Here is a 23,197-nt window from a genome sequence, read left to right on the forward strand (position 1 = left end):
ACATGATTTACCTTGAAAATGTACCGTGTTTTGGGCATACATATTCCATGTATCCCTAAAAACACACCGCGCTACCCCCTCCTACTCCACGTGAGTACGTAGTCCGAGGTGAGGGAGAAGTCTATTTTGAAGGTGTATGTGTTCGGCGTGAGCGTTTCGTGGACTGTTAGCTGGTTGGAAGCGGGTTCGTAGGCCACGATACGCACTCCTCGGAGCCAGTCAGACGACCCCAGACGGAGCATTTTGAATGCCGCCTCCTTGGCACTCCAGCAGACCGTCAGCCGACGGACATCATCCGTGTTCGGGCCGCCGATGAGCGCCAGTTCATCCCTATCCAGAAAGCGGTCACGCAGCCCGACAATGCGCGGACGGAACCGTTCGATGTCAATACCGACGACCGTGTCGCGGGAACAGATGGCTGCGGCGTAGTGTCTCGTATGTGAGAAGCTGACGTGCCATCCATCGACCTCGGGGTAGCCTTCGGGGCGATAGTTGACGGTCGGTTCATAGCCGAGTAGGGCTCGCAACAGCGCGCGAACGGCTAACCATTCCGTGCGACGGCCCTCCGCGCGGACATTTTCGAGAAAATCTCGGTAGGCATCACGTCGCTCCAGCCCGTCGAGCAACTCCAATCCTGTTTCGTCTATGCGCCACAGTCCCCATCGGCACTTCGACCGCGTATGAATTTCAAGCAATGGCACGGTAAGGGGGTACTTATTTCCAACGAAAGGTTTGGATCAGCACGGCGACGTCTCTAAGGAGGTAATCAGTCAGCGGCGCGACAGAGTCGGGGCTCACACGGTCGGAGTAATAGAGCGCGCCCTGAAAAAAGTGGGCTGCACTGTCGGTGAGCATGAAGCGGATAGGCGCGGGCGAATCTCCCTCGATGCGAAATAGGACGCCGTAGACGCGTGCGTCGGGATCCTCGTAGACTTGTTCGGTAACGGCGTGCACGTCGCGGACACTCCGGCGGACAAGCTCGCGACATTCGTCGGTGGCGGCGGCTAAGGTGGCCGAGGTAATGGCTGCCCCGCTGCAATAGATCGTTACGCCCCACTTGGGGTAGGTAATGTTGAGTCGGTCGTCAGCTTCACCGACGGGGGGAAGCTCCACATTCGCAAGGCGAGAGAAACGAAAGGTGTAGGGACGGCCTAGCGCGGAAAATTCGGCGTATCGTGGCGCGGGTAAGTCGATGCGCAGCATGCCGCGGGGCTTTGGCATGGGTGCATTGCAGGCCGTGAAGAGGGAAAAAAGGACTGCACAGAGGGTGACGAGAGTAGTCGGCCGCGGCTTCATGGCTTGGACAGTAGTTGGAGCGCCTCCGGAAGGGTACAGACGAAGTTCACTTGTCGTCCCTTGTTGCTTTCTCGGATAAAATCCTGCAAACTCTGGCTTGGAAACTTGGAAAAGTCGCCAATCAAGACCAATGGGAAACGATAGTTCGAGAATTTTTGAAGGATCTCGCCAGCCATTTTCGTTTTTAAGTCGAAGAATGCGGGGGTGACTTGCCCCTCATGCAGAATGAGTCCGTTGTAACCCTGATAATAGAGATCGCCCATCAGGTTCAAGGCATCTTCCGTGCTATGTATGACGATTCCGGATGCCTGTATCTCGGCGATTTTCTTGTTTCCGGCCTGGTGTACTGCTAAGTTCATTATGCGCTTGTTTTTCTTGAGAAAGAATGGGAGGTGGAAGCCCCCTCGTGCATCACGCTTTCGTGTTCTCGGCGGGTGACGTGAGGAGGCGATAGAATTTTACCTTGAGCACACGACGTTCATTGGCCTCAAGCACGCGAAAACGGTAGTGTCCATAGTCAATCGTCTCGCGACGTCGGGGCAGCGTGCCCTTGATTTTGAGTAGCAAGCCGGTGAGCGTCTCGACGTCCTCAGTCAAATCGCCAAACTCTTCCTCGTCGATGTCGGTTTCGCGAAAGAAATCGTTGAGTTGCGTCTTCCCCTCGAAAATGTAGCTACCGTCAGGCAGTCGGAAGAAGGGTTTTTGCTCCGTGTCGTACTCGTCACTGATGTCGCCCACGATTTCCTCGATAATATCCTCCATCGTTACCAGTCCGGAGGCGCAACCGAACTCGTCGACGACGATGGCAATGTGCACTTTGTTGGTTCGGAACTCTTCGAGGAGGTCTTCGATCTTCTTCGTTTCCGGAACGAAGTAGGCGGGGCGGATCAATTTCTGCCAGTTGAAGTCTTGCGGATCGCGGATGTAGAGCAGAAGGTCCTTGGCGTACAAAATGCCGGTGATGTTGTCGTCCGACTCTTCATAGATGGGGATGCGCGAGAAGCCGCTGCGGATAATGAGGTCGAGGGCCTCCTGAAACGTGCAATGGGCGCTGATCGCTTTCATGTCCATGCGGGAGACCATGATCTCGTCGGCCGTCTTGTTGTAAAACTGCCCGATCTCCTCGAGCATTTCGTGCTCATCGGCCGACTCTTTGGAGAGGATCGTGGCGGGTTCACTAGTTGCCACCTCGTTGCGATGCATGGCGTTCGAAGGGGCGACGGCTAATCGGCGACTGATGGGCGAACAGAGAAAATCGATGAACTTCAATACGGGTGCGATGGTCCGCGCCACGCGCAGATGGCCCTTCCTAAGCAGCCATCTCGGCACAAGTCCGCAGCAAAGGCACATCAAAAGGCTACCAACAAGGATCACCGACACGCATCCGACTGCCGACTGCAAGGCATCCGGCCACAACAACGCCACGCCATACAATCCGACTGTGCCAATGGCTAACGTCACGAGCGACTGGACGGCGGCCAGTGAGAAACGCGTCTGCTGCGGGCGATCAGACAATAAATGGAGGAAACGATCGGCAGGATTCTTCTCCTCACGCACCTCACTCAACTCTTCCAGGGTGAGCGCAAAGAGTGCGCGCCCACCCGCAGCAATTGCGCAAGCGAGAATCAGGAGAATACAGAGGATGACACAACAAAGGATGGCGTCCGGAACCGTCCATCCGGGGGCTGCTATTTGCAGCGAAAGGGGCGGGAAATAGTCTGAATCCAAGGAATGAGGGGGCTAAGGTTAGAAGGGCAAATCGTCCACCGGATCAGCGTCGGCGGGAGAGATCGGCTCGAGACCGGAGGCGGATGTCGTCGGTGTAGGTTCGGACTTGGCGGCGAAAGCATGCACTTCGGCGGCAGCGTCAGCCGGCTGGGTGGCGGCAGATGGGTCGCCCGCGTGTTCGGCATCCTGCGGACGGCGTCCACCGAGGGAAAAGAACTCAATGCGATCGGCGTAGATCTCTGTGATGTAGCGCTTGTTGCCCGAGGCATCGTCGTAGCTGCGGGTGCGGATCTTGCCTTCGACGTACACGAGCGATCCCTTATGGACGTGGCGCTCTACGAAGAGTGCACGATCGCGGCCGGCGACGATGTTGTGCCATTCGGTGCGCTCCGGGATCTCTGTGCCGTTGGCCAGGCGGTATCCGCGTTCGTTGGTAGCCAGCGTGAAGTTGGCTACGGCGTTCCCGCTGTCAAAGTAGCGGACGTCGGGTTCGCGCCCCACGTTTCCAATGAGGATGACTTTGTTCAGTGACATAGTTATCAGTCTTTTTTATCGTTTAAGTGCGCCAAAAGTATGGCTTAGAATAGGATCGCACAAAGCGGGGAGCGGTCAGTGGCCGTCGACGTGGATACGATCGATGAGTAGCGTGATGAGCCGCGGGAGGGGATAGCGATCCAGCTCGGCGCGCGAGGTGTGGGTGAGGCGGAGGAGGGCCTCGGAGGGGTGTTGGATGCGGGCGAGGTAGCAGGTGGCGTGGAGGATGCGATGGGTGAGGACGTGGCGGACGTCGGCGGCGACAAGCGCAAACTGCGTGCTGCCCGTGTCGGCGAAGAGCGCGCGGAAGTCGTCCGTACCCATGAGCGCGTCGAGGTCGGCGGGGGCGGACGTCTCGATGAGCGGGAGTTCGAAGAGGCCTTGCCAGATGTCGCCCGCGGGCCGTCGGCGGAGGAAGAGGTCGTCACCCGTGGTGACGTAGAAATAATGGAAGTAACGGTCGACGGTCTTCGTGCGGTGCTGCTTGACGGGGAAGCGCTCCGGTGTGCCGGCGGCATGGGCGGCGCAACGCGCGGCGAGCGGGCAGACGCTGCAATCGGGGTTGCGGGGGACGCACTGCAGGGCGCCGAACTCCATGATGGCTTGGTTGTGTTCGCCGGCATGATCGGGCGGGAGGAGGCTGCGGGCCAGATCGTTGTAGAGGCGTCGGCCGGCGGAGGTGTCGGTGGGCGTGTCGAGGGCGAAGAGTCGGCCGATGACGCGCAACACATTCCCGTCGACGACGGCATACGGGGCGCCGGTGGCGAAGGAGACGATGGCGGCGGCCGTGTAGTCGCCGATGCCGCTGAGGGAGCGGACGTCGGCATACGCCGTCGGGAAGCGCCCGGCGAAGCGATCGCGGACGTCGCGCGCAGCAGCGTGAAGGTTGCGGGCGCGGGAGTAGTAGCCGAGGCCCTGCCAGAGCCGGAGGACGTCCTGCTCGGCGGCGTCGGCCAGGGCGCGGACGTCGGGGAAGCGCTCGAGGAAGCGGTGGTAATAGTCCATCCCCTGCGCCACACGGGTCTGCTGGAGGATGACCTCGGAGATCCAGATGCGGTAGGGGTCGCGGGTGTCGCGCCAGGGGAGCGCGCGGCGGTGCGTGTCGTACCACCGGCAGAGCGTGCGGCTCACGTCATAATCGTTAGGCATGGGGTGATGTGTGAAACGAGGCGTTGTTTAGCAAAGAAAGTGCCAACGGCCTCCCCGGATCATCTCCGGTTGTGGCCATTGGCACTTTAAGACGGCTTCGGGCGGCTGCGACCGCCGACTAAACGACCCTCCTTATTCCTCCGGCAGATGGATGTCCGGATCGCCGCCCGTACCCGGTTTCTTCGGCGTGTCCGGCTTCTTCGGGTCGGCGGGCTTTTTGGGGTCGGCGGGCTGCTTCGGGTCGGCAGGCTTGTTGGGATCGTCTTTCGACTTCTTGTTTGGACGCTCGTAGCGCTTACTCATCTCAGCTACAAGGGCTTTCACGGCAGCGTTCTTACCGCTGGCCGATTTCAAGTACTCATAAACCTCGTCTGCGGCCTTTATTGCGTCGGCCGATGCGCCATAGATGGTATCGTCAATCTTCTCAAGCAGCGAGGCCACGTCTACACGGATCTTCCACAGCTTGTTAATCAACTCGATGTCCTTTGCCATCTCAGCCTTGTTGAAGGAAGAGAGCAGATACTCCGAAAAAGATTCAGCGCCGTTCAATGCCAGGTTGACAAATTCGACACTTTTATGTCCCATCACTCTTGTCCTCCTTCTTTCTTCCGCACTCAATACGATCAAGAATGGAAGAGCGGTTGCGATGTCTCCAAGACCCTTCTTTACAGCGGTCATTGCTTCATCCGTTATGGATGCTGATACTAAATTTTTCCGTGCCATATAATCTATGATTTTTAGATGGCGTAAAGATAATGCTTCATTTTTTACGGGAAAGGTGTCCGCACATCCACGAGACGTTTTTTACCTCTCGCGAGACCTTCAGAACCTCTCGTGAGACCTTTTTTACCTCTCCGAAGACGTTCAGAACCTCTTACGAGACCTTTTCTACCTCTCGCGAGACCTTCAGAACCTCTCGTGAGACCTTTTCTACCTCTCGCGAGACGTTCAGAACCTCTCGCGAGACCTTTTTTACCTCTCCGGAGACGTTTAGAACCTCTCAGCCCATTTTTCGCGCCTTTCTGACATGAAAAAGCGCCTCAAAAATCATAGAGGCGGACACTTTGTCACCCCTCACCCCTCCTACCGTTAGGGTGGGGGCGTAAAAACATACGTTGAATACCCTTCCGAAAACGCATTCGACATGTTTCACGCCCTCGCAAAATCCAAAGGTTACGATCAATCCCCGGCCACAAAAAAGCCTCCCGCCGTCCGGATACTCTCCAAGGAGAAGATCCAAACGGCGGGAGGCTAAAGGGAGAGATGCTGGATTATATCTTACTCCAATCTACATCATAGCCGGCTTTCTCGAGTTCTTTAGCCACTTGATACTTCCAGTCATTACTTCCATCTTTCACTTCGATGTACAAAATGCCTTGGGCATCGGAAGGCATTTCTACCTCGCTCTTCCGTAGAGCACAAACGCGCCTCGCACCCAGCTTGCCCATAAATAGGCCGTGTTCGAAAACTACATTCTGCCGAGCACGAGGCTTACTGTTCTCACTTCCTCTCTTTCTGCCCTCATCACAGAGTGTATACAGTATGATTGCATAACCCACATCTGCCTGCTTTTCCAACTTCTGAATGATTGTCAGGCCCTCATTGGCTTGTTCATGTAGGATAACAGCCTCAAGCCCGATCTTTTCAACTAATCGTGCCGCGCTTTCTTTAAGCTCATCATCGTGCCCATGAACGATAAATACCTTCTTGTTTTTGACAACATCTGTATTAGCTAATCGCGCTTTCGGATGATTCTCTTCATCAACTACCTTCTGCATACGTTCGATAAATGAGGTCGTGACATCATCTTTTGTATCTCTTCTCACAATAAAAAATGTGTCGGCTCCTGAAGGTCCTAGGAGGATTGGTAATGGATTTAGAGCTCGAGCTCGATCCTCAGCAAATCCATGAACAGCTTTTCGGGTTTGCACGATTATCATCTGTGGATATTCCTGAAGATCTATATGCGTACTCTTAAGTAGAAAAGGTTCCTTCTTAATGTATTCGCGAACGATTTTTTCTACCTTCTCCTTTTTAATATTTAGTTCGTAGTAAGGATAATACGCACTCTCCTTTTTTTCGTGCTCTCCCTTTGTTACAGCAATATGATAGTACATTATGTCATGTGTTTTGATTAGTTGCCCGCAAAGATAGACTTCCCCAAAAGGTTCCTCTCTGAACCTTCAACCTTCACACCACGTTCGTCACAGATTGGCAGGCACATTCGTTCATCCGCTCTTCCTTCCACGTGAAAAGGCCATGCAATGCAACCACAGAAAGCTCTCTCTACTCAAAAAAGCTCGCCGATGAGCTTCCCCTTGCTCGTCTGCCAACAAAAAACGCTTATTGATCAGCGATTTACGAGAAACACACACTCCGCCCCCCTCTCCCCTCACCCCCAATCGCTCACCCATCAGCTTCAATTGGTCTGCAAAGAAGAATGGTTTATAAAATAAACTGATATACATTTGCCCCCGTCATCGAACCCATTCAATGACGATTCAAACCCCATTAAAATAGGAGATAAACAAGATGAAAACACTGAGAATGGCCTGCCTCGCAGGCGTGTTTTGCATGATGACGGGCGCCGCGATGGTGGCGCAAAGTAGGCCCCTGCCTATGTCGGACAAGGTGAACGTGAACCTGCTCCTTTCAGGCGTACGCGCTGACGGCGGCAAGCTGATGGCCTCGGCCGTCGACCCGAAAGACAGCAAGCACACGGTCTACGCCATGGTGGATCCGACGGCCGACGAGCTGCAGGCGGTCGTACTGGAGAACGTGCCCGTGGGCATGTGCGACATCTACGTCTTTCAAGACCTGAACGGCAACAAAAAGCTCGATTGCAACGCGGACGGCGTGCCCACTGAGCCTTGCTACATGAAGCAGAAGGTGAAGGTTGCTGACCACGGCGTTCTTCTGAGGGCGCACCTCGTGAACCCGGCCGAGATGATGGGCAAATAGCGGCTACGGCTATGCGCTATACCTTATATATGGTGGCGCTGGCGGCGGCGATGCTCGCCCATGAGGCGCGGGCACAGGAGGTCCGCGGCCGGGTGACGGACGCCGAGGGCCGGGCGGTGGAGCCTGCCACGGTGGCCGTCTTCCGCGGCGATCGACAGCTGGCAGCCGACGTGACAGACACAGCGGGGCGATTCCGATTGGCCGCTCCTGACGAGCCATACACGCTCCGTGTGCGGCATGTGGCCTATCGACCGTTGGACACGCTGATCTCGGTGCGCGGCCATTCGGGTGACGAATTGTCACTCGTCATGGCTGAGGCGTCCGTGGGTCTTGGCGAGGTGACGGTGCAGGCCGAGCGGATCGTGCGTGAGGCGGATCGCTTCGTGGTGCACGTGGGCGATGCGCCGGCGATGGCCGGCCGCGATGGCGCGGAGTTGCTCCGCACGGCGCCGGGCGTCTGGGTGACGGACGACGGCGTGTCAGTCAATGGCGCGGCCGGCGCGCGGGTCTATGTGGACGACCGCGAGCTGCGGCTCTCGGGGCGCGCGCTGACGGCTTACTTGCGCACGCTACGGGCAGCCGATGTGGCGCGGGTGGAGGTCTTACCCCAAGCTGATGCGTCGTACGGCGCGGATGTGCGGGGCGGCGTCGTTCGGATCGTGCTGCGTCGTCGGCGCGAGCGGGGCGTGGATGCCAACGTGTCAGCCGAGGCCGACTTCGGCCGGCAGTACGGCGGCGTCCGGCCCTCGGCTTCTGTCCGGGCGCACGCCGGGCGCTGGACGTGGCACGCCTCCGCCGCGGGTGACCATCTATATAAAGGTATAGGGCAGCTATCGGCCGAGCGTTTTTATGTGAACCGCGAAGCCGGCTCGTTCGCGTCCCAGTCGGTGACGGACGGCCGGCGACGCAACGTCACGGGGCGCGTGGGGGCGATCTTCGACGCCAACCCGCGGACGTCCGTCGGCGCCGAGGCGGAGCTGTCGCGCGGGCGAGAAACGGAGCCGTCGGAGGTGGAGACCCGGATCAATCAACACGGCCAGCTGCGGTCTATCACGGGTCACTACGACCGCGAGGAGACGGATCGCACAGCCGTGGCAGCCCTGAACGTGACACACCGCACGGACACGATCGGCTCGCGACTCAAGCTCGTGGCCGACTACACCGACCGCAGCCTCGGCGGCGAGACGGACGAACGTTCGACGGCGGGCTGGACGAACCGCGACATCACGGCCTCGCGCTACCGAGTGTTGGCCATCGACGCCTCCGCCTTGCGCGTCCTCCGGTCGGGCATGCGGCTCTCCGCCGGCGCGAAGTACACCCGCAACCGCATGCGTGACTCTGTCCGACGTGAGGGCGCGGCGTCCGACCCGGGTTTCCTGACGGATTACACCGAGCAGATCGCGGCCGGCTACGCTTCGCTCGCCCTCGAGCTCGGTCGCCTCAGCCTCACCGCCGGACTGCGCGCAGAGTGGACACACACGGCCGGTCGCGAGGGTGTGCGGCGCGCCTATGCCGACCTCTTCGAGAACGCCACCGCGACGTACGCCTTCGATCCGATGCGCCTCTTCATGCTCGTCGCGCAGTATGCCCGCAACGTGGAGCGGCCCAACTTCCGCTACCTCAATCCGCGGCGCGTCCGCTCGTCGGACTTCGCCTACATCGAGGGCAACCCGGCGCTCCGCCCGACCTACATCCGGCGCCTCAGCCTGACGGCCGTCTGGCACTACCGCTACACGCTGACCGTCGGCGGCAACCTCCACCGCGACCTCGTCCGTGAGGAGGCGCACACCGACGCTTCGGCGCCCGAGGTCCGCATCGTGCGGCCCGAGAATCACGACCGCGAGAACCATTGGTTCGTCGCCCTGAGCGCGCCCCTCCGCCCCATGCGCGGGTGGGAACTCAACGCCAACCTCGTCGGTGTGCGGCAAGATCTGCGCGCCACATCCTCCGATCCGTGGGCAACGCACTGGCTCGGCTTTGCTCGCCTCACGCTCGGCGTCACCCTCCCCCGCGACGCGTACGCGGAGCTGACCTACAACGCGTCGAGTCGGCTCTATTCGGCCAACTCCGGCATCGAGCCACGCCACACGTTCGACGTCGCGCTCAAGAAGCAGTTCGCCGACCGTCGGCTGACCGTCACCCTTGGCGTAAGCAACATCTTCGACCGCGGCGTGACGTACTTCTCGCACACCGAGCGCTTCGACGAGCGCACGTCCGTCTCCGGAGGATCAGCCGGGCGACGCGTCACGGTCGGGTTGCATTACGTGCTGCGTTCCGGCAAGTCCGGCAAGTCGCGCACCGTGGAGCGTGCCTCGTCCGACGACACCCGGCGGATGGATCGGGTGAAGAATGAGAAGTGAAAAGGAAAAAATGATCGGGAATACATGCCTGTAACAGGCAAGGATGGCTGGCGCCCCTTGGCGCCTTGACTTTCTTCTGCTTCCTTTTCTTGTGTCAAGACAAGAAAAGGAAGTCAGGGGCGCCCCCAATAGGCTCAGCCGGTAGCCGGTAAATCATCCAAACAGATAAGAATCGAAATAACGAATCATGACAATGAAAGAAGAGAAGAAGATCCTGCGGGACGTCCCGCCGAATGAAGAAGAAAGTATGGCGCTGATCGCGGAGATGATCCGCAACACGCAGCGCAAGATGGAGCGTGGCGCGGGTACGCCGATGCTCGTGTGGGGCTACGCCACGATACTGGCCACGCTGGCGGTCTGGGCCGGCTTGAAGTTCACGAACGACCCTCGGATGCAGTACCTCTGGTTCCTAATCCCCGCCATCGGGCTGCCGTGGCAGCTATTTCAGAAACGCCGGCCGCCGGAGGTCCGCACGTATGTCGACAAAGTGGTGTCGTACATCTGGATCGTCATGGGCTGGAGCGGCTTCATCGTCTCTTGCCTCTCGTTCCTCGGTGCAATGCGGACGACGATCCTGTTCCTCATCACGCTGATGATGGGTCAGGGCAGCGTCATCACGGGGTTAGTCACGCGCTTCCGGCCGCTCACCATCGGCGGCATCGTCGCGCTGTTGCTCAGCTTCGCGCTCCTCCATCTCACGGACATAGACTTGCACCTGCTGACCTTCGCCTTGGCTTTCGTGGCGATGGATATCATCCCCGGACACATCTTGAACCGTCGCGCAAAGAAGGCATGCTCCCCGGACTGAATCCGCTGCTCCACAGCGAACTTCGGCTGGGCGTGATGTCCATCCTGATCGGCGTAGAAAGTGCCGACTTCACCTACCTGCGCAAGGAGACGGGCGCGACGGCCGGCAACCTGAGTGTGCAGTTGGAGAAGCTCTCTCAAGCGGGTTATATCGCTATAGAGAAAGGTTTCAGGGGAAAAATTCCACGTACCACCTGCCGTATCACGCCCGAGGGCACGGAAGCTCTCCATCAATACGTCAAGGCGTTGGACCACTACCTCAAGGGAGTGAAAAACGGAAAATGAAATGGCATGCTCGATTTCACCTATTGAATTTAGACTGCAATGAATGACTTGTTCACACAAAACCCTGACCTCCTGTTCCTGATCGAGCAGGCCGTCAAAGCCCCGTCGGGGCATAACACACAGCCGTGGCTGTTCCGAATCGGCAAGACGGAGATCGACATCTGCCCCGACTACAGCCGGGCATTGCCCGTAGTCGATCCGGACAATCGGGAGTTGTTCGTCAGCCTCGGTTGCGCGACGGAAAACCTCTGCATAGCCGCCTCGCATAAGGGCTACTGCCCGACGGTGACCGTTGCAGAAGACGGTACGATCTGCATCCGGCTTGATCGCCACGCCGACGTAACGCCGTCGCCGCTCTTCGCACAAATCGCCCTCCGTCAGACTAATCGTCGGGTGTACGATGGGCGCACGATCCCCGCGGCAAACATCGACCAACTGCGGGCCGTCGAAGTCGCGCCCTCGGTCCACATCCATTTCTACGAGCGTGGCACGCCTGCTTTTAACGCTATCGCCGAACTGATCTACCGCGGCAACAGCCTGCAAATGCAGGACGACGCATTCAAAGCCGAACTCCGCAGCTGGATGCGTTACAACAAAAAGCACCGCGACGCTCAGCACGACGGACTGAGTTACGACGTCTTCGGCGCCCCTAATCTGCCGCGCTTCATCTCCGAAAACGTGATCGCCGGTGCACTCAACGAGCGATCGCAGAACCGCGCCGACCGCAAAAAGATCGCCTCGGCCTCCCACTTGATCCTGCTCACCACCCGCAGCAATACCGTGGAGCAATGGGTAGCGCTGGGTCGGACGTTGGAGCGCCTCTTGCTCACGTCGACGGCGATGGGCCTCGTCCATGCGTACCTCAACCCACCGAACGAGCTTCCGGAACTCACCCATGAGTTGGCCGACACGCTCGGTCTTCCGAGTGAGTATCCGACAATCTTGCTGCGCATAGGATACGCTAAACGTATGCCGCATTCAGTGCGGATCCCAGCCGAACAGCGGGTCCGGTAACAGACAATGAGAAGAGGGTAAGACCACGACGTCCTACCCTCTTTTTATTTGCTCTGGGCGGCCACATCGGTACACCCCCGCAAGCACACGATAACACCTCACCGCTTAGCACGGAAGAAAGCTGTCATCTCGGCAGCGCATTCCGCCTCCATCACGCCGCCACGCACCTCCGTCCGCGGATGGAACGCCTGCGGAGCGTAAACGGTGAAGCCGCGCTTGGCGTCTGGCGCACCGTAGACGACGGCGCCTAATTGTGCCCAACCGATGGCGCCAGCACACATGACGCAAGGCTCGACGGTAACGTAGAGACGACATTCGGGCAAATATTTCGCTCCCATAGCCCCGGTGGCGGCGGTGATCGCCAGCATCTCGGCATGCGCAGTCGGGTCGTTGAGGCGCTCCGTTTGGTTGTGGGCACGGGCAATGACGCGATCGCCGCAAACTACGACCGCTCCGACGGGCACTTCGCCCTCTGCAGCGGCCTGACGCGCCTCATCGAGGGCACGGCGCATGAAGTATTCGTCATTAAAAGGCTGTACGGTCATCGGCGCATTTCGTTTTCGTTGAAGAGTGTCGGATGATCCTCGCTCATAACGCGAAAAACGTGGGTGAGAATCGTCATGCGAAGCCAATTCGAACGGTTTTTAATCTTGTATCTTGCTAAATGATGCGTGACAGCCCGATATTCTTCTTCGTTCATCAAAAATGATACGCGATGCATGCGCGGCTTGCGTTCCGAACGAGGCACCGCACCTTTTTGAGCTTTCTTCATGGCTTGCCCTCCTGTTCGACATCGACGGAGAAGGTCGAAGCGGGCAGTCCTGCGCCATTCGTTAGGTTGGCCCGATTGAATGACGCCCAACCGTAGCGCACGCGATGCGGACGGGGGACGTGTGGTGAGTAAGCGCTCAGCCTGTCCTCGATAATCTCGGCCGTAGCGGGGTAAAACGGGCCTTCGGCATCGGCCAACTCGACCGTGCGAACTGGCTGACGGTCAGACGTGATGAGATCCGCAGCCGATCGGAAGTAAATCGTCACTCGGCCATCGTGTTGCACGGCGCGTTCGACGATCGGACCGTCGGCGATCACGTCCGTGTGGCCGTAGCTGTGATAAAGGGCCTGTCGCGCTAGCCGTTCCCCGACGTCGATCTTATGCGGGAAATGGATGTCGATCGAATCGCCACGGTCGCTGCTGATGGCCATGTAACAGGCGGGGACGCACTCGGGCAGGCGGCGCTGCATGTCGCGAAAACGACCCCAATCGGGCTTTTCGGTAGTGGAAATTTGGACAAAATAGAACGGTAATGTGGCGTCGCTGAAGCAACGCCGCCAACTGCTGACGAGTAACGGGAAGAAGCGCGCGTAACCCGCCGCATCGTGCGCGTTCGACTCGCCTTGATACCACAACACGCCGCGGACGGGAAGCTGCGCAAGGGGCCAAACGCCGGTCTCAAAGAGGTACGTGGGCGCGTACGGGTGGCGTTGTCGATTCGATGTCGCACGCCGTAGGTTGAACGCAGTGCGGCTGCGCACCCAGGGATGAATGAGCACGTTCGACGCGAAGTCGCTGAGCATCTCCGGGCCGTCAGCTTCTAAGGTCTCGCGATCGATCCAAGCCTCAAGCGGTGAGCCATCGACAGCATTGAGGATGAGGCCAATAGGAACGTTCTCCGTCTCCTGAATCCGCTTAGCGAAGACCATCGCTATAGCTGAAAAATGGCCGACCGTGGAATCGTCGCACTGCTCCCAGCGCGCGGGCAGGAAATATTCCAAGCGGTTGAGGCTGTCGAGCATCGGCGCCTCCCATTCCTCGGCAAAGGGGATCCGCGAGGGCTGCATGAGGAAGAGACGCACGGCGGGAAGGGTCTTCGCGAAGGCGCGCAATACGGCGCGCTCGGCCGGCACGACGCTGTCCGTGGGGTAGGCCATGTTCGACTGCCCGGAGCAGAGCCAAACGTCGCCCACGGCTACGTCGTCAAAGCGGAGTTTGCGCTTCGGGGTGGCCACTTCAAGCGTGAGACCGGTGGCGGCGGGCATGGCGTCGAGCGTGACGAGCCAGCGCCCGTCGGCTGCGGCCTGCGCCGAGTGCGTGCGATCGGCTATGCGCACGGTTACGGTCTCACCGGCGTCGGCCGTGCCCTCGATCTTGATCGGCCGGTCGCGCTGGAGCACCATGTGATCGGTGTACATGGCAGGCATGCGCAGCCCGCCGTGCCTCCCGGTCAGGGCCTCGCCAATGGTTGCGGCCAACAAGCGTGCGCCCTCGGCGTTCGGATGGAGGCCGTCAAAAAGTAGGTCGAGGCGATGGCGGAACGGCTCGCGAAGGTCGATCAGTGAGGCGCCTGTTTCGCGAGCCACATCCGCAATTTTCTGTCGAATCATGGCATAGCGCTCACGAAGGCCGTGGAAATAGTTCGGATAGTCATACGCGATCGGCGTCATGTGGCAAATCCAAATGCGACACCGCGGATTGACCCGACGGAAGGCGTCGATCAGCTCGCGGTAGTCGCGAGTAAAGGCCGTGTCGTTGGGTGTCCAATTCATCGGATCTACATCGTTCATTCCGAGGTCAATAACGACGTAATCAGGGGCAAAAGCAAGGGCGCGTTTACACTCGCTCTGAAGACGGTAGGTCGTGCCACTGCCATGCATGAGGGTGGCGCCATTGCGGCCGAAGTTGCGCACGTCAAACGTATCGCCGAGCAGCTTTTGCAGCTGTGCGGGATAAGCGTCGGTGGCAGGATTCGGCAAACCATAGCCATAGGTTACGCTGTTGCCCACGCATGCGACCTTGATCCGCTGGCCGACTACCGCGGTAAAGCTCGTAATCATGATCAGGGTGATTATCAGTTTGGACATATTGTCAAGAATGGGAAAAGATGAAGCTATTAGCGGTTGATTAATAATCAGTTATACATGACAGAAAGAAATTCTAATCGATGTCTCGCCCAGTTTACCCTAAAAAGAGTTTTTCCGAAGAAAGTACTCACTAAATATCTGATAAACAGGACGCCAACTCAGAATTTACCCGGCAAAGATAGCGACACTCGTAATGCCCCGATCCTCTTTCCCTCCCTTTCTCTCATTAAGAAGGGAAAAGACCTCTTCGGAGGCGGGGAAGTTTGCCTAATACCAAGCCCATTCATCCAAAATCCCTGACATTTTGGCGCTATTTTACTCCTTTTTTACTGGATACCCGGCCAGTTTGGCTAACACTCTTGATCTCTTAATCTACTTCCCGCCCTTTTCTCTCATCAAGGATAAAAAAGGAAGAAGAAATTCAAGAGGAACGTCTATAAAAAAGTATAGACGAAGGGCGCACTCGCTAAATATCCTCTATACGAACACTTTACGAATAGAAACAAAGCCAAGATTTCGCTACAGATAGGCAAAATGAAAGGCGCACGAACCAAGGTTTCCCTTCGCCGTGCACCCAGTCATTATCTATCTCATCAAAAGGTAGTTAGGGCATTACAAACGATTCCCAGACCTGCCCAGTCTATGCATCTATTCTTTCGGGAGATGAATTTCGGGGCCGCCTCCGCCGCCGCCTTCCGTTCCGCCACCAGCAGACCCGCCGCCTCCTTCAGGCTTTTTGTCCTTGCCATCCTCAGGCTTCTTAGGTTCCTCTTTCTCAGGCAGATGGATATCCGGATCATTGTCCTTTTTCTTGGGCTTTTTCGGTTTAGGATCCTTTGGCTGACCGGGATCTTTCTTCCGATTGGCCTTTTTCTCCGCCAAACTGCGGTGATAAGCCTCCTCGATCTCTCGGGTACGCTGATTCATCTCGGCTACCATCTTCGTAATCAGCTCCTTTTCTACGGGTGCGGTGCCAAAAGTGTAAGCGCTCTGTATCGCAAAGACAATGTGGTCAAAAACCTCGTCCGTCTTTGGGCGGACTACCCGAGCCGGAGGCAGTTCGGCGGCCGCTGTACGATCTTTTGCCCGTTTTGCGACAAATTCGTCGTACGCTTTGTTCACCGTCTCCAATTTATTCACGGCGTTTGTCAAATGAAGGGCTGTAACAAACGAAGCATTTTCAGTTTTCCGTAAGTCGGTCACTAAGCCAAAGATATCGGCAGACTTGCGCTCGTGCGCTTCCTGTTGCAGACCATCGTAAGAGCGAATCACGGTGTACAGCGTCATAGCCGCATCGGATTCGTTGTCGTCGGGAGACTGCCGCGCGTTCCGAATAGCATTAAAAATGAACGTGATCAGCTTGCCACGCTCTTCGTCTTTCTTAAGCATGCGCTCTGTGTTCACATTCATGCCTGCCTCTTTGTTAATATCGCCCTCTAAATTGATGTCGCCATTCCATTCATCCATCAAAGCGGTCGTAAGGCCAATCTTGGTCAGATCATACTGTTTTACAATGCCATAGATCTCGCTGTGATAACGTACATGAAGAGAGTTGTCGTACTTTTTCATGCCCACTCTCTTAACTTCAATCGTTCTTGCCATCTTTTTCCTGTTTATATTTAGTATTATAATTTACATCTGGAAGAGAATCTACTACCCGCTGTGACTTATAAGTCTCATATCGGCAACGATTCCCTTCGTTTCATGGCCACAAAGTTAGAACATGTTTTTGAAACAAACACCAAGCACAATCGAAAAAAAATGGAGGCACTTTTTCCTCATATATAAAGTACGGAGAAGCAAGCCCTCGGCAAAGATGGCTCTCCCCTCCCCCAATCGTACCAAACATCGCCCATTAACTATATGTACAAGGCAAAAATAGATGGCGATCATCGCCTTGATTTTCTTTTGATTCTTTTTCTTTCATCAAGGAAAGAAAAGAAGAACCGTTCCGAGAGGCAACCACATGGCCAAACCCATGCAAAGCAGCGCTATCCCGATAAAAGATCAGACTATCTTTCTATAGATCAAACTTAGAGCATGCTCTCAAAAACGAAAACCTCACAAGGACACTCCCCTCCCTCTCCAATTGTACAAAATACTGCCCATTAATTACATGTACAAGGTAAAAATAGATGGCGATCATCGCCTTGATTTTCTTTTGATTCTTTTCTTTCATCAAGGAAAGAAAAGAAGAACCGTTCCGAGAGGCAACCACATGGCCAAGCCTATGCAAAGCAGCGCTATCACAATAAAATATCAGCCTATCTTTATACAGATTAGACTTATAGAGCACTCTCAAAAGCAAAAAACCAGCGAGGATGCTCTTCCTATCCCCTAGGTGCACAAAATACTGCCCATTAACTACATGTACAAGGCAACAATAGATGGCGATCATCGCCTTGATTTTCTTTTGATTCTTTTCTTTCATCAAGGAAAGAAAAGAAGAACTGTTCCGAGAAGCAATCACATAGCCAAACTCATATAAAGTAGCGTTACCACGATAAAAGATCAGCCCATTTTTATATAGATCAGACTTAGAGCGCGCTCTTAAAAGTAAAAACCCGGTGAGGATTCACATCCAAGAGCCAAAAGACACGAAAAACCCATCGAGGATTCCTATCCAAGAGCTAAAAGACATGAAAGACCTGCCGGGGATTCCCATCCAAGAGACAAAAGATACGAAAGGCCTGCCGGGGATTTCTATCGAAGAGCCAAAAGACACGAAAAACCCGGCGAGGATTCCTATCCAAGAGCCAAAAGATACGAAAAATCCGGCAAGGATTCCCATCCAAGAGTGCCAATGAAGCAAATTCCCGCCAATTTTTAGATCTGGTATGTATCAGAGAAGCAAATCTTTGATAGGTTTTGAGTGCAAAGTGAGTCAGAGAAGCATATCTTGATCTAATTTGAAGTAGGAAAAGTGTCAGTGAAGAAAATCATCGATAGGTGCTCTGCCATTTTCTTTTCATGGAAGCAGATTCTTGGTAGATTCTAGATACTCTTCTTTTCTCGGAATTGAATTTATGACAGACTGATGATCAAAATCTACTTGTGGAAGTGATTTTTCGATGGATTTAGGGTATAAATCTTCTCGATGAAGATAAGAAACGCCGATATTTTAGATCAAAAAAAGACCGGAAAGCGCAAAGCCTTCCGGTCTTTCGTTATGGGATAGAGTCGCGTCAGCCGACTCGCCTCCTTTGCGCTTCATTTTACGCCTGCGTACGGCAATAAGGCTACGAAAAGGTTTATCTGGCGGTCAAAGAATGTCATTTTGTCACTTTGCGCGGTCCTTTTTGATGTATTTCTCCCAAAACTTGACAGCTCCTATCTGCCATCCCTCGGCGGTAGTGCCAATGCCCATACCGAAACCGTGAACAAGGTTCGGGTAAACGTGCACCTCGGCGTCGATGCCGGCAGCCTTGAGGTTAGCTACGCGGCGACGCATGGCGGAAGCCTTCGTGACACGATCGTCAGCGCCAACAACGGCGTAAGTGGGTGGGTCGTGACGGGTGTAATCGGCGTGCTCGGTATAGCAGAGGATGACCGCGGCCGGGCGAGGCCGAACAATGCTCGGGACATAGTGCCGTGTGCCGTGCGAACCGAGCGCAGCGGCCATTTCAGCCCCCGCCGAGGCGCCCCAAAGGGAATAGTCGGCGGTACCGACCTTCCATTCGTCGGCGTGCTTGAAAACGTAATCGATGCCGCGGGCCAAATCTTTGCAAGCGATCTGAAACCCGCCGGTGCGATACTGAAGAACGAAGGCGTTATAGCCTAAGTCGCTGAGTGCCATCGCCAACGGGAAGCCCTCATGGATGGATCCGACGTAGTAAAACCCGCCGCCGGCACTGATAATGGCAAACGGGGCGCCGGGCCGACCGCGGAAGAAGAAAAGACCGACGTCCTGCCCAATGCTGTGGTAGCTCATCCGACCGGCATCGACGCGCTCGATCATTTTGTTAATGCAATCGGCAGCCTGATTGGCGTCAACGTTACGGTGGAAGGGCAATGTCTTGGCCACATCGGCTAACTTCATGTGGGGCTTGTATCCGATGCGCTCGCGAGCCAAAATGTACTGGCCGAAGCCCTTGAACTGGGGTATGGTAACGATTTCGGACCAGGTTGTTTCGGTCGTTACCTTCGGGCGAACGGGTTCGGGGGCAGGTGTGGCGATCGACGGCGCTGTGTCAATCTGTGTCTCGCCACGTTTCGCATCAGCCTGCACCACAGGATCTTTCGCCTCGCGCGACATGCAGGCCATTTCCGTCGCTACACACGCGGAAGCGACGATCAACAGTAAAAATGTCTTTTTCATAACGGGAATTTATGGGAGTTGTGCTCCCGGGTGATTGGGGGAAGAGAGGATTTGGGCGTCCTCCCGATCGTGTTGTGAATCGTAAAGCGTGCCCCGCCGAGGATCACCATCTGAGCCTCGCTCCTAACGCTTGACCCGCCACACCCAGGGTAATAAAAACGGGTATCGTCCATAACGGTACGCCGAGTCCTATACGCAGTGGGATAACGATGGGGATCGAGGCATGTATCAGCACCCACCACATGGGGCTGAATTTCCGATAGCGTACGCGCCACCGTCCTAGTAACAGGTTGATAGCGAACGTCACAATGGCAACGATAAGGATGTCCATAGGGCAGGCGGTTAAGGGCTTGGATGGGGTGCGCAGAGTGGCGACAATAAACAGAAAGAGCCCGACCTTCATCGGGCCGAGCTCCTTCAACGATCTATTTTCTCACATTATCTTTTCATCGTCACTTCGCGATCTTGGCAATAACGGCCTTGAACGCCTCGGGGTGATTGACGGCAAGGTCGGCCAACACTTTGCGGTTGATTTCGATACCGGCCTCACGCAACCCACCCATCAGTCGGGAGTACGACAGCCCTTCAAGGCGTGCCGCAGCGTTGATACGCTGAATCCACAGGGCGCGGAAGTTGCGCTTCTTGTTTCGACGATCGCGGAAGGCGTAGGTCAGACCTTTCTCCCACGTGTTTTTAGCTACCGTCCACACGTTCTTACGGGCGCCATAGTAGCCGCGCGTAAGTTTCAGAATCCGTTTTCTTTTTGCTCTCGAAGCAACATGATTTACTGATCTTGGCATAAGTTCTTGTTTTTGAATGTCAGCGTCATCCCTTCTGCAAGCGATGATCTTTGGCGCTGATTCATTCGGTTAGTAAAATGATATTCTGTCCTCTCTGTTTTGCGGATCAACTTACTTCATGCAAAGCATTTCCTTCACGCTACGAACATTGGCGCGATCCACGAGACCGGTGGCGGTCAGGTTGCGCTTTTGCTTTTTCGTCTTCTTAGTCAGGATGTGACTTTTGAAGGCATGTTTTCTTTTGATCTTCCCTGTTCCGGTAAGGGCGAACCTCTTTTTGGCACCGGAATTAGTCTTCAACTTTGGCATAATCTACTCTTAATTAATACTGTATATCGATGTATATATCATTCTTCCTCGTCGGAGTCAGCGGATTCTGTGGGCTGGGTGTCATCGGCGTTCTTGGCGGCTTTCTGTACCGCAGCGGCCTGCTGTTTAGCGGCAGCGGCCTTGCTCGATACGCTCTTCTTAGGCGAAAGCATGATGGTCATGCGCTTACCCTCTAAGACAGGCATCTGATCCAGCTTGGCATACTCTTCCAGATCGTTAGCAAATCGCAGCAGCAGCACCTCTCCCTGCTCCTTAAACAGGATCGAGCGGCCTTTGAAAAATACGTAGGCCTTAACCTTGGCACCCTCGTCCAAAAACTCTTTGGCGTGGCGGAGCTTGAAGTTATAATCGTGATCGTCAGTCTGCGGTCCGAAGCGGATCTCCTTCACGACGACTCTGACCGACTTAGCTTTTTGCTCTTTCTGCCGCTTTTTCTGCTGATAAAGAAACTTCTGATAGTCGGTGATTCTACACACCGGGGGATCGGCGTTGGGAGAGATCTCCACCAGATCCATCTCGTGGCTCTCTGCTATCTGCAATGCTTTTTCTATCGGATAGACTCCGTTAGTCACATTCTCGCCGACCAAACGAACTTCAGGTACGCGAATCCGGTCGTTGATCCGGTATTGGTCCTTCAGTTTGTCGTTTCTCATCTTACCTCTCGTATCCAAATGAGTAATATATCCTCCTTTTTAATTGTACGGTGAAATCAATTTATCTGTTCTTTTTCCCAGCGATGCATCATGTCGTTGACCTCGTCTGTTAAAAGCGCGGCAAATGTAGAAATTTCCATTACTCCTTTATCGCCCTCACCTTGTTTCCTGACAGATACGGAATTGCTTTCCTGCTCCTTCTCTCCGACGACAAGCATGTAGGGGATACGTTTGAGCTCGTTGTCACGAATCTTACGTCCGATTTTCTCGTTACGGTCGTCTACGAGGACACGGATGTCATGCTGCTCCAGCTCTTTGGCCACGCGATGAGCATAGTCATTGTAGCGCTCGCCTACGGGAAGTACGACAACTTGGTCAGGAGTAAGCCAGAGGGGAAACTTTCCGCCGGTATGCTCGATCAATACGGCAACAAAGCGTTCGATGGAGCCGAAGGGCGCACGGTGGATCATCACTGGGCGATGCTTCTGGTTATCCTCGCCTGTGTACTCCAACTCGAATCGTTCGGGCAGATTATAGTCGACTTGGATAGTACCCAGTTGCCAACGGCGTCCAATAGCATCCTTGACCATGAAATCGAGTTTGGGACCGTAGAAAGCGGCCTCGCCAAGCTCTACTTTGGCTGGAAGACCTTTCTCTTCGCAGGCTTCGATGATGGCACGTTCAGCTTTTTCCCAGTTCTCATCGGAGCCGATGTATTTCTCTTTGTTGTTAGGATCGCGGAGGGAGATCTGCGCCTCGAAGCTCTCAAAGTTGAGCGCTTTGAAGATGATGAAGATGATATCCATCACCTTGAGGAACTCGTCCTTAAGCTGATCGGGGCGGCAGAAGATATGGGCGTCATCTTGCGTGAAGCCGCGGACGCGCGTCAGGCCGTGCAATTCGCCGCTCTGTTCGTAACGGTAAACCGTGCCGAACTCAGCCAGGCGCAAAGGCAGATCACGGTAGGAACGTGGGAAAGATTTGTATATCTCGCAGTGGTGCGGGCAATTCATAGGCTTGAGAAGGAACTCTTCGCCTTCCTGCGGCGTGTGGATAGGCTGGAAAGAGTCCTTGCCGTATTTGGCATAGTGGCCGGAGGTGACGTAGAGGTGTTTGCTGCCGATATGCGGTGTCATAACCTGCTTGTAACCATACTTCTTCTGGATCTGCTTGAGAAACTCCTCCAGTTTGAGTCGGAGCTGTGTGCCACGAGGGAGCCACAGAGGCAGACCGGCACCTACGGCAGGTGAGAAGGTGAACAGCTCTAGTTCGCGGCCTACCTTACGATGGTCTCGCTTCTTCGCCTCCTCGAGCATGGTAAGGTAGTCGTCGAGCATCTTCTTTTTCGGGAAAGTAATGCCGTAGAGACGCACGAGTTGCTTGCGTTTCTCGTCGCCGCGCCAATAGGCTCCGGCCACGCTGGTGATTTTGACCGCTTTGATGTACGATGTATCCGGAACGTGCGGACCACGGCAGAGGTCGGTGAAAGAGCCTTGCGTATAGGTGGAAATCTTACCGTCTTCGAGTTCGCTGATTAGTTCCGTCTTGTACACCTCGCCACGGTCGCCAAACATCTTCATGGCGTCAGCCTTGGAGATGCTCCGGCGGACAATCGGTTCGGCGCGTGCAGCCAATTCCTGCATGCGAGCTTCGATGCGTGAGAAGTCTTCGTCTGTGATGGTGCGGTCGCCCAGATCGACATCGTAGTAGAAGCCGTTTTCTATGGCGGGGCCGATACCGAACTTAACGTCGGGATAGAGTTGCTGGAGGGCTTCGGCCATAAGGTGTGCGCTGGAGTGCCAATAAGTGTGTTTACCGCCTTCGTCCTCCCATTTGAGGAGTTCAACTTGGGCGTCTTCGTTGAGAGGTCGTGTGAGGTCCCAAACGGTGCCGTTAACTTTGGCCGCGAGCACCTCTTTGGCCAGTCTGGGGCTGATGCTTTCGGCTATCTGCATGGAGGTCGTTCCCTCTGCAAATTCTTTTACGGAGTGATCCGGGAATGTGACTTTTATCATTATTGCTATTTGAAAATCTGTCTGCTGTAAATATGGGCGCAAAGTAAAGACATGCGTACGGATCTAAAAACGGGGGCCATAAGACACC

23 protein-coding genes are annotated in these 23,197 nt (G+C 55.5%); 6 read left to right on the forward strand and 17 right to left on the reverse strand.

Annotation, left to right across the window (positions count from 1 at the left end):
* Positions 1-71 precede the first annotated feature (71 nt).
* The 8 genes from C7123_RS02100 to C7123_RS02135 all read right to left on the reverse strand — a co-directional run bounded on the left by C7123_RS02100 (position 72) and on the right by C7123_RS02135 (position 6,824).
* On the reverse strand, positions 72-695 hold the full coding sequence (locus C7123_RS02100) for a 4'-phosphopantetheinyl transferase family protein (RefSeq protein WP_159049801.1): 624 nt from the start codon (positions 693-695) through the stop codon (positions 72-74).
* Between the two features lie 19 nt (positions 696-714).
* Positions 715-1,296, reverse strand: coding sequence for a gliding motility lipoprotein GldD (gene gldD, locus C7123_RS02105; protein WP_069175630.1), 582 nt, complete (start codon positions 1,294-1,296; stop codon positions 715-717).
* Complete coding sequence (locus tag C7123_RS02110; protein ID WP_069175631.1) at positions 1,293-1,655, reverse strand: DUF4180 domain-containing protein; 363 nt, start codon at positions 1,653-1,655, stop codon at positions 1,293-1,295. Before C7123_RS02110 ends, gldD begins: the two co-directional genes overlap by 4 nt.
* A gap of 52 nt (positions 1,656-1,707) precedes the next feature.
* Positions 1,708-3,024: a hemolysin family protein gene (locus C7123_RS02115; protein WP_237269261.1), complete on the reverse strand. Its 1,317-nt coding sequence runs from the start codon at positions 3,022-3,024 to the stop codon at positions 1,708-1,710.
* An 18-nt stretch (positions 3,025-3,042) separates the two neighbouring features.
* Complete coding sequence (locus C7123_RS02120) at positions 3,043-3,558, reverse strand: single-stranded DNA-binding protein (RefSeq protein ID WP_069175632.1); 516 nt, start codon at positions 3,556-3,558, stop codon at positions 3,043-3,045.
* Positions 3,559-3,633: 75 nt separating this feature from the next.
* The gene (mutY, locus tag C7123_RS02125) at positions 3,634-4,707 is read right to left on the reverse strand and encodes an A/G-specific adenine glycosylase (protein WP_107490564.1); all 1,074 of its coding nucleotides are present in this window, start codon (positions 4,705-4,707) and stop codon (positions 3,634-3,636) included.
* A gap of 132 nt (positions 4,708-4,839) precedes the next feature.
* Positions 4,840-5,292: a hypothetical protein gene (locus C7123_RS02130; protein ID WP_069175633.1), complete on the reverse strand. Its 453-nt coding sequence runs from the start codon at positions 5,290-5,292 to the stop codon at positions 4,840-4,842.
* 686 nt (positions 5,293-5,978) lie between these two features.
* Entirely contained in the window at positions 5,979-6,824 is an 846-nt protein-coding gene (locus C7123_RS02135) for a TIR domain-containing protein (protein WP_069175634.1), read from the reverse strand.
* A gap of 415 nt (positions 6,825-7,239) precedes the next feature.
* Here C7123_RS02135 and C7123_RS02140 point away from each other — a divergent pair, with 415 nt between their 5' ends.
* The 5 genes from C7123_RS02140 (at position 7,240) to C7123_RS02160 (ending at position 12,134) form a co-directional block, all read left to right on the forward strand.
* Positions 7,240-7,668, forward strand: a complete 429-nt coding sequence (locus C7123_RS02140; protein WP_083206926.1) for a DUF2141 domain-containing protein — start codon at positions 7,240-7,242, stop codon at positions 7,666-7,668.
* Positions 7,669-7,679: 11 nt separating this feature from the next.
* Entirely contained in the window at positions 7,680-10,028 is a 2,349-nt protein-coding gene (locus tag C7123_RS02145; protein ID WP_083206927.1) for an outer membrane beta-barrel protein, read from the forward strand.
* 193 nt (positions 10,029-10,221) lie between these two features.
* Positions 10,222-10,836, forward strand: a complete 615-nt coding sequence (locus C7123_RS02150) for a hypothetical protein (protein WP_069175637.1) — start codon at positions 10,222-10,224, stop codon at positions 10,834-10,836.
* Entirely contained in the window at positions 10,821-11,120 is a 300-nt protein-coding gene (locus C7123_RS02155) for a winged helix-turn-helix domain-containing protein (protein WP_037983059.1), read from the forward strand. The genes C7123_RS02150 and C7123_RS02155 overlap by 16 nt, the downstream gene beginning before the upstream one ends.
* A 39-nt stretch (positions 11,121-11,159) precedes the next feature.
* Positions 11,160-12,134 (forward strand): Acg family FMN-binding oxidoreductase, encoded by a 975-nt coding sequence (locus tag C7123_RS02160; RefSeq protein ID WP_069175638.1) that lies wholly within the window; start codon positions 11,160-11,162, stop codon positions 12,132-12,134.
* Between the two features lie 98 nt (positions 12,135-12,232).
* Here the strand turns inward: C7123_RS02160 and C7123_RS02165 are convergent, their stop codons facing one another.
* The 4 genes from C7123_RS02165 to C7123_RS02180 all read right to left on the reverse strand — a co-directional run bounded on the left by C7123_RS02165 (position 12,233) and on the right by C7123_RS02180 (position 16,595).
* Positions 12,233-12,679 carry a nucleoside deaminase gene (locus C7123_RS02165; RefSeq protein ID WP_038009724.1) on the reverse strand — a complete coding sequence of 149 codons (447 nt, stop codon included), beginning with the start codon at positions 12,677-12,679 and terminating at the stop codon, positions 12,233-12,235.
* Complete coding sequence (locus tag C7123_RS02170) at positions 12,676-12,906, reverse strand: hypothetical protein (RefSeq protein WP_069175639.1); 231 nt, start codon at positions 12,904-12,906, stop codon at positions 12,676-12,678. The genes C7123_RS02165 and C7123_RS02170 overlap by 4 nt, the downstream gene beginning before the upstream one ends.
* Complete coding sequence (locus tag C7123_RS02175; protein WP_069175640.1) at positions 12,903-14,993, reverse strand: GDSL-type esterase/lipase family protein; 2,091 nt, start codon at positions 14,991-14,993, stop codon at positions 12,903-12,905. The genes C7123_RS02170 and C7123_RS02175 overlap by 4 nt, the downstream gene beginning before the upstream one ends.
* A 648-nt stretch (positions 14,994-15,641) precedes the next feature.
* Positions 15,642-16,595, reverse strand: coding sequence for a DUF6261 family protein (locus C7123_RS02180; RefSeq protein WP_109187373.1), 954 nt, complete (start codon positions 16,593-16,595; stop codon positions 15,642-15,644).
* 1,037 nt (positions 16,596-17,632) lie between these two features.
* Between C7123_RS02180 and C7123_RS12805 the strand changes: the two genes are divergently transcribed.
* Positions 17,633-17,800: a hypothetical protein gene (locus C7123_RS12805; protein WP_159049802.1), complete on the forward strand. Its 168-nt coding sequence runs from the start codon at positions 17,633-17,635 to the stop codon at positions 17,798-17,800.
* Between the two features lie 473 nt (positions 17,801-18,273).
* Here C7123_RS12805 and C7123_RS02190 read toward each other — a convergent pair whose 3' ends face one another.
* From C7123_RS02190 to thrS, 5 genes are all read right to left on the reverse strand, one after another.
* Entirely contained in the window at positions 18,274-19,311 is a 1,038-nt protein-coding gene (locus C7123_RS02190) for an alpha/beta hydrolase (RefSeq protein WP_216820861.1), read from the reverse strand.
* Positions 19,312-19,763: 452 nt separating this feature from the next.
* Positions 19,764-20,111: a 50S ribosomal protein L20 gene (gene rplT / locus C7123_RS02200; protein ID WP_069175645.1), complete on the reverse strand. Its 348-nt coding sequence runs from the start codon at positions 20,109-20,111 to the stop codon at positions 19,764-19,766.
* Positions 20,112-20,222: 111 nt separating this feature from the next.
* Positions 20,223-20,420, reverse strand: coding sequence for a 50S ribosomal protein L35 (rpmI, locus tag C7123_RS02205; RefSeq protein WP_037979733.1), 198 nt, complete (start codon positions 20,418-20,420; stop codon positions 20,223-20,225).
* 38 nt (positions 20,421-20,458) lie between these two features.
* A complete protein-coding gene (gene infC, locus C7123_RS02210) occupies positions 20,459-21,094 on the reverse strand; it encodes a translation initiation factor IF-3 (protein WP_037998688.1) in 636 nt (211 codons plus the stop codon).
* A gap of 56 nt (positions 21,095-21,150) precedes the next feature.
* Positions 21,151-23,109 (reverse strand): threonine--tRNA ligase, encoded by a 1,959-nt coding sequence (gene thrS, locus C7123_RS02215; protein WP_038009712.1) that lies wholly within the window; start codon positions 23,107-23,109, stop codon positions 21,151-21,153.
* Positions 23,110-23,197: the final 88 nt, after the last annotated feature.

This window comes from Tannerella serpentiformis (assembly GCF_003033925.1).
GTDB lineage: Bacteria > Bacteroidota > Bacteroidia > Bacteroidales > Tannerellaceae > Tannerella > Tannerella serpentiformis.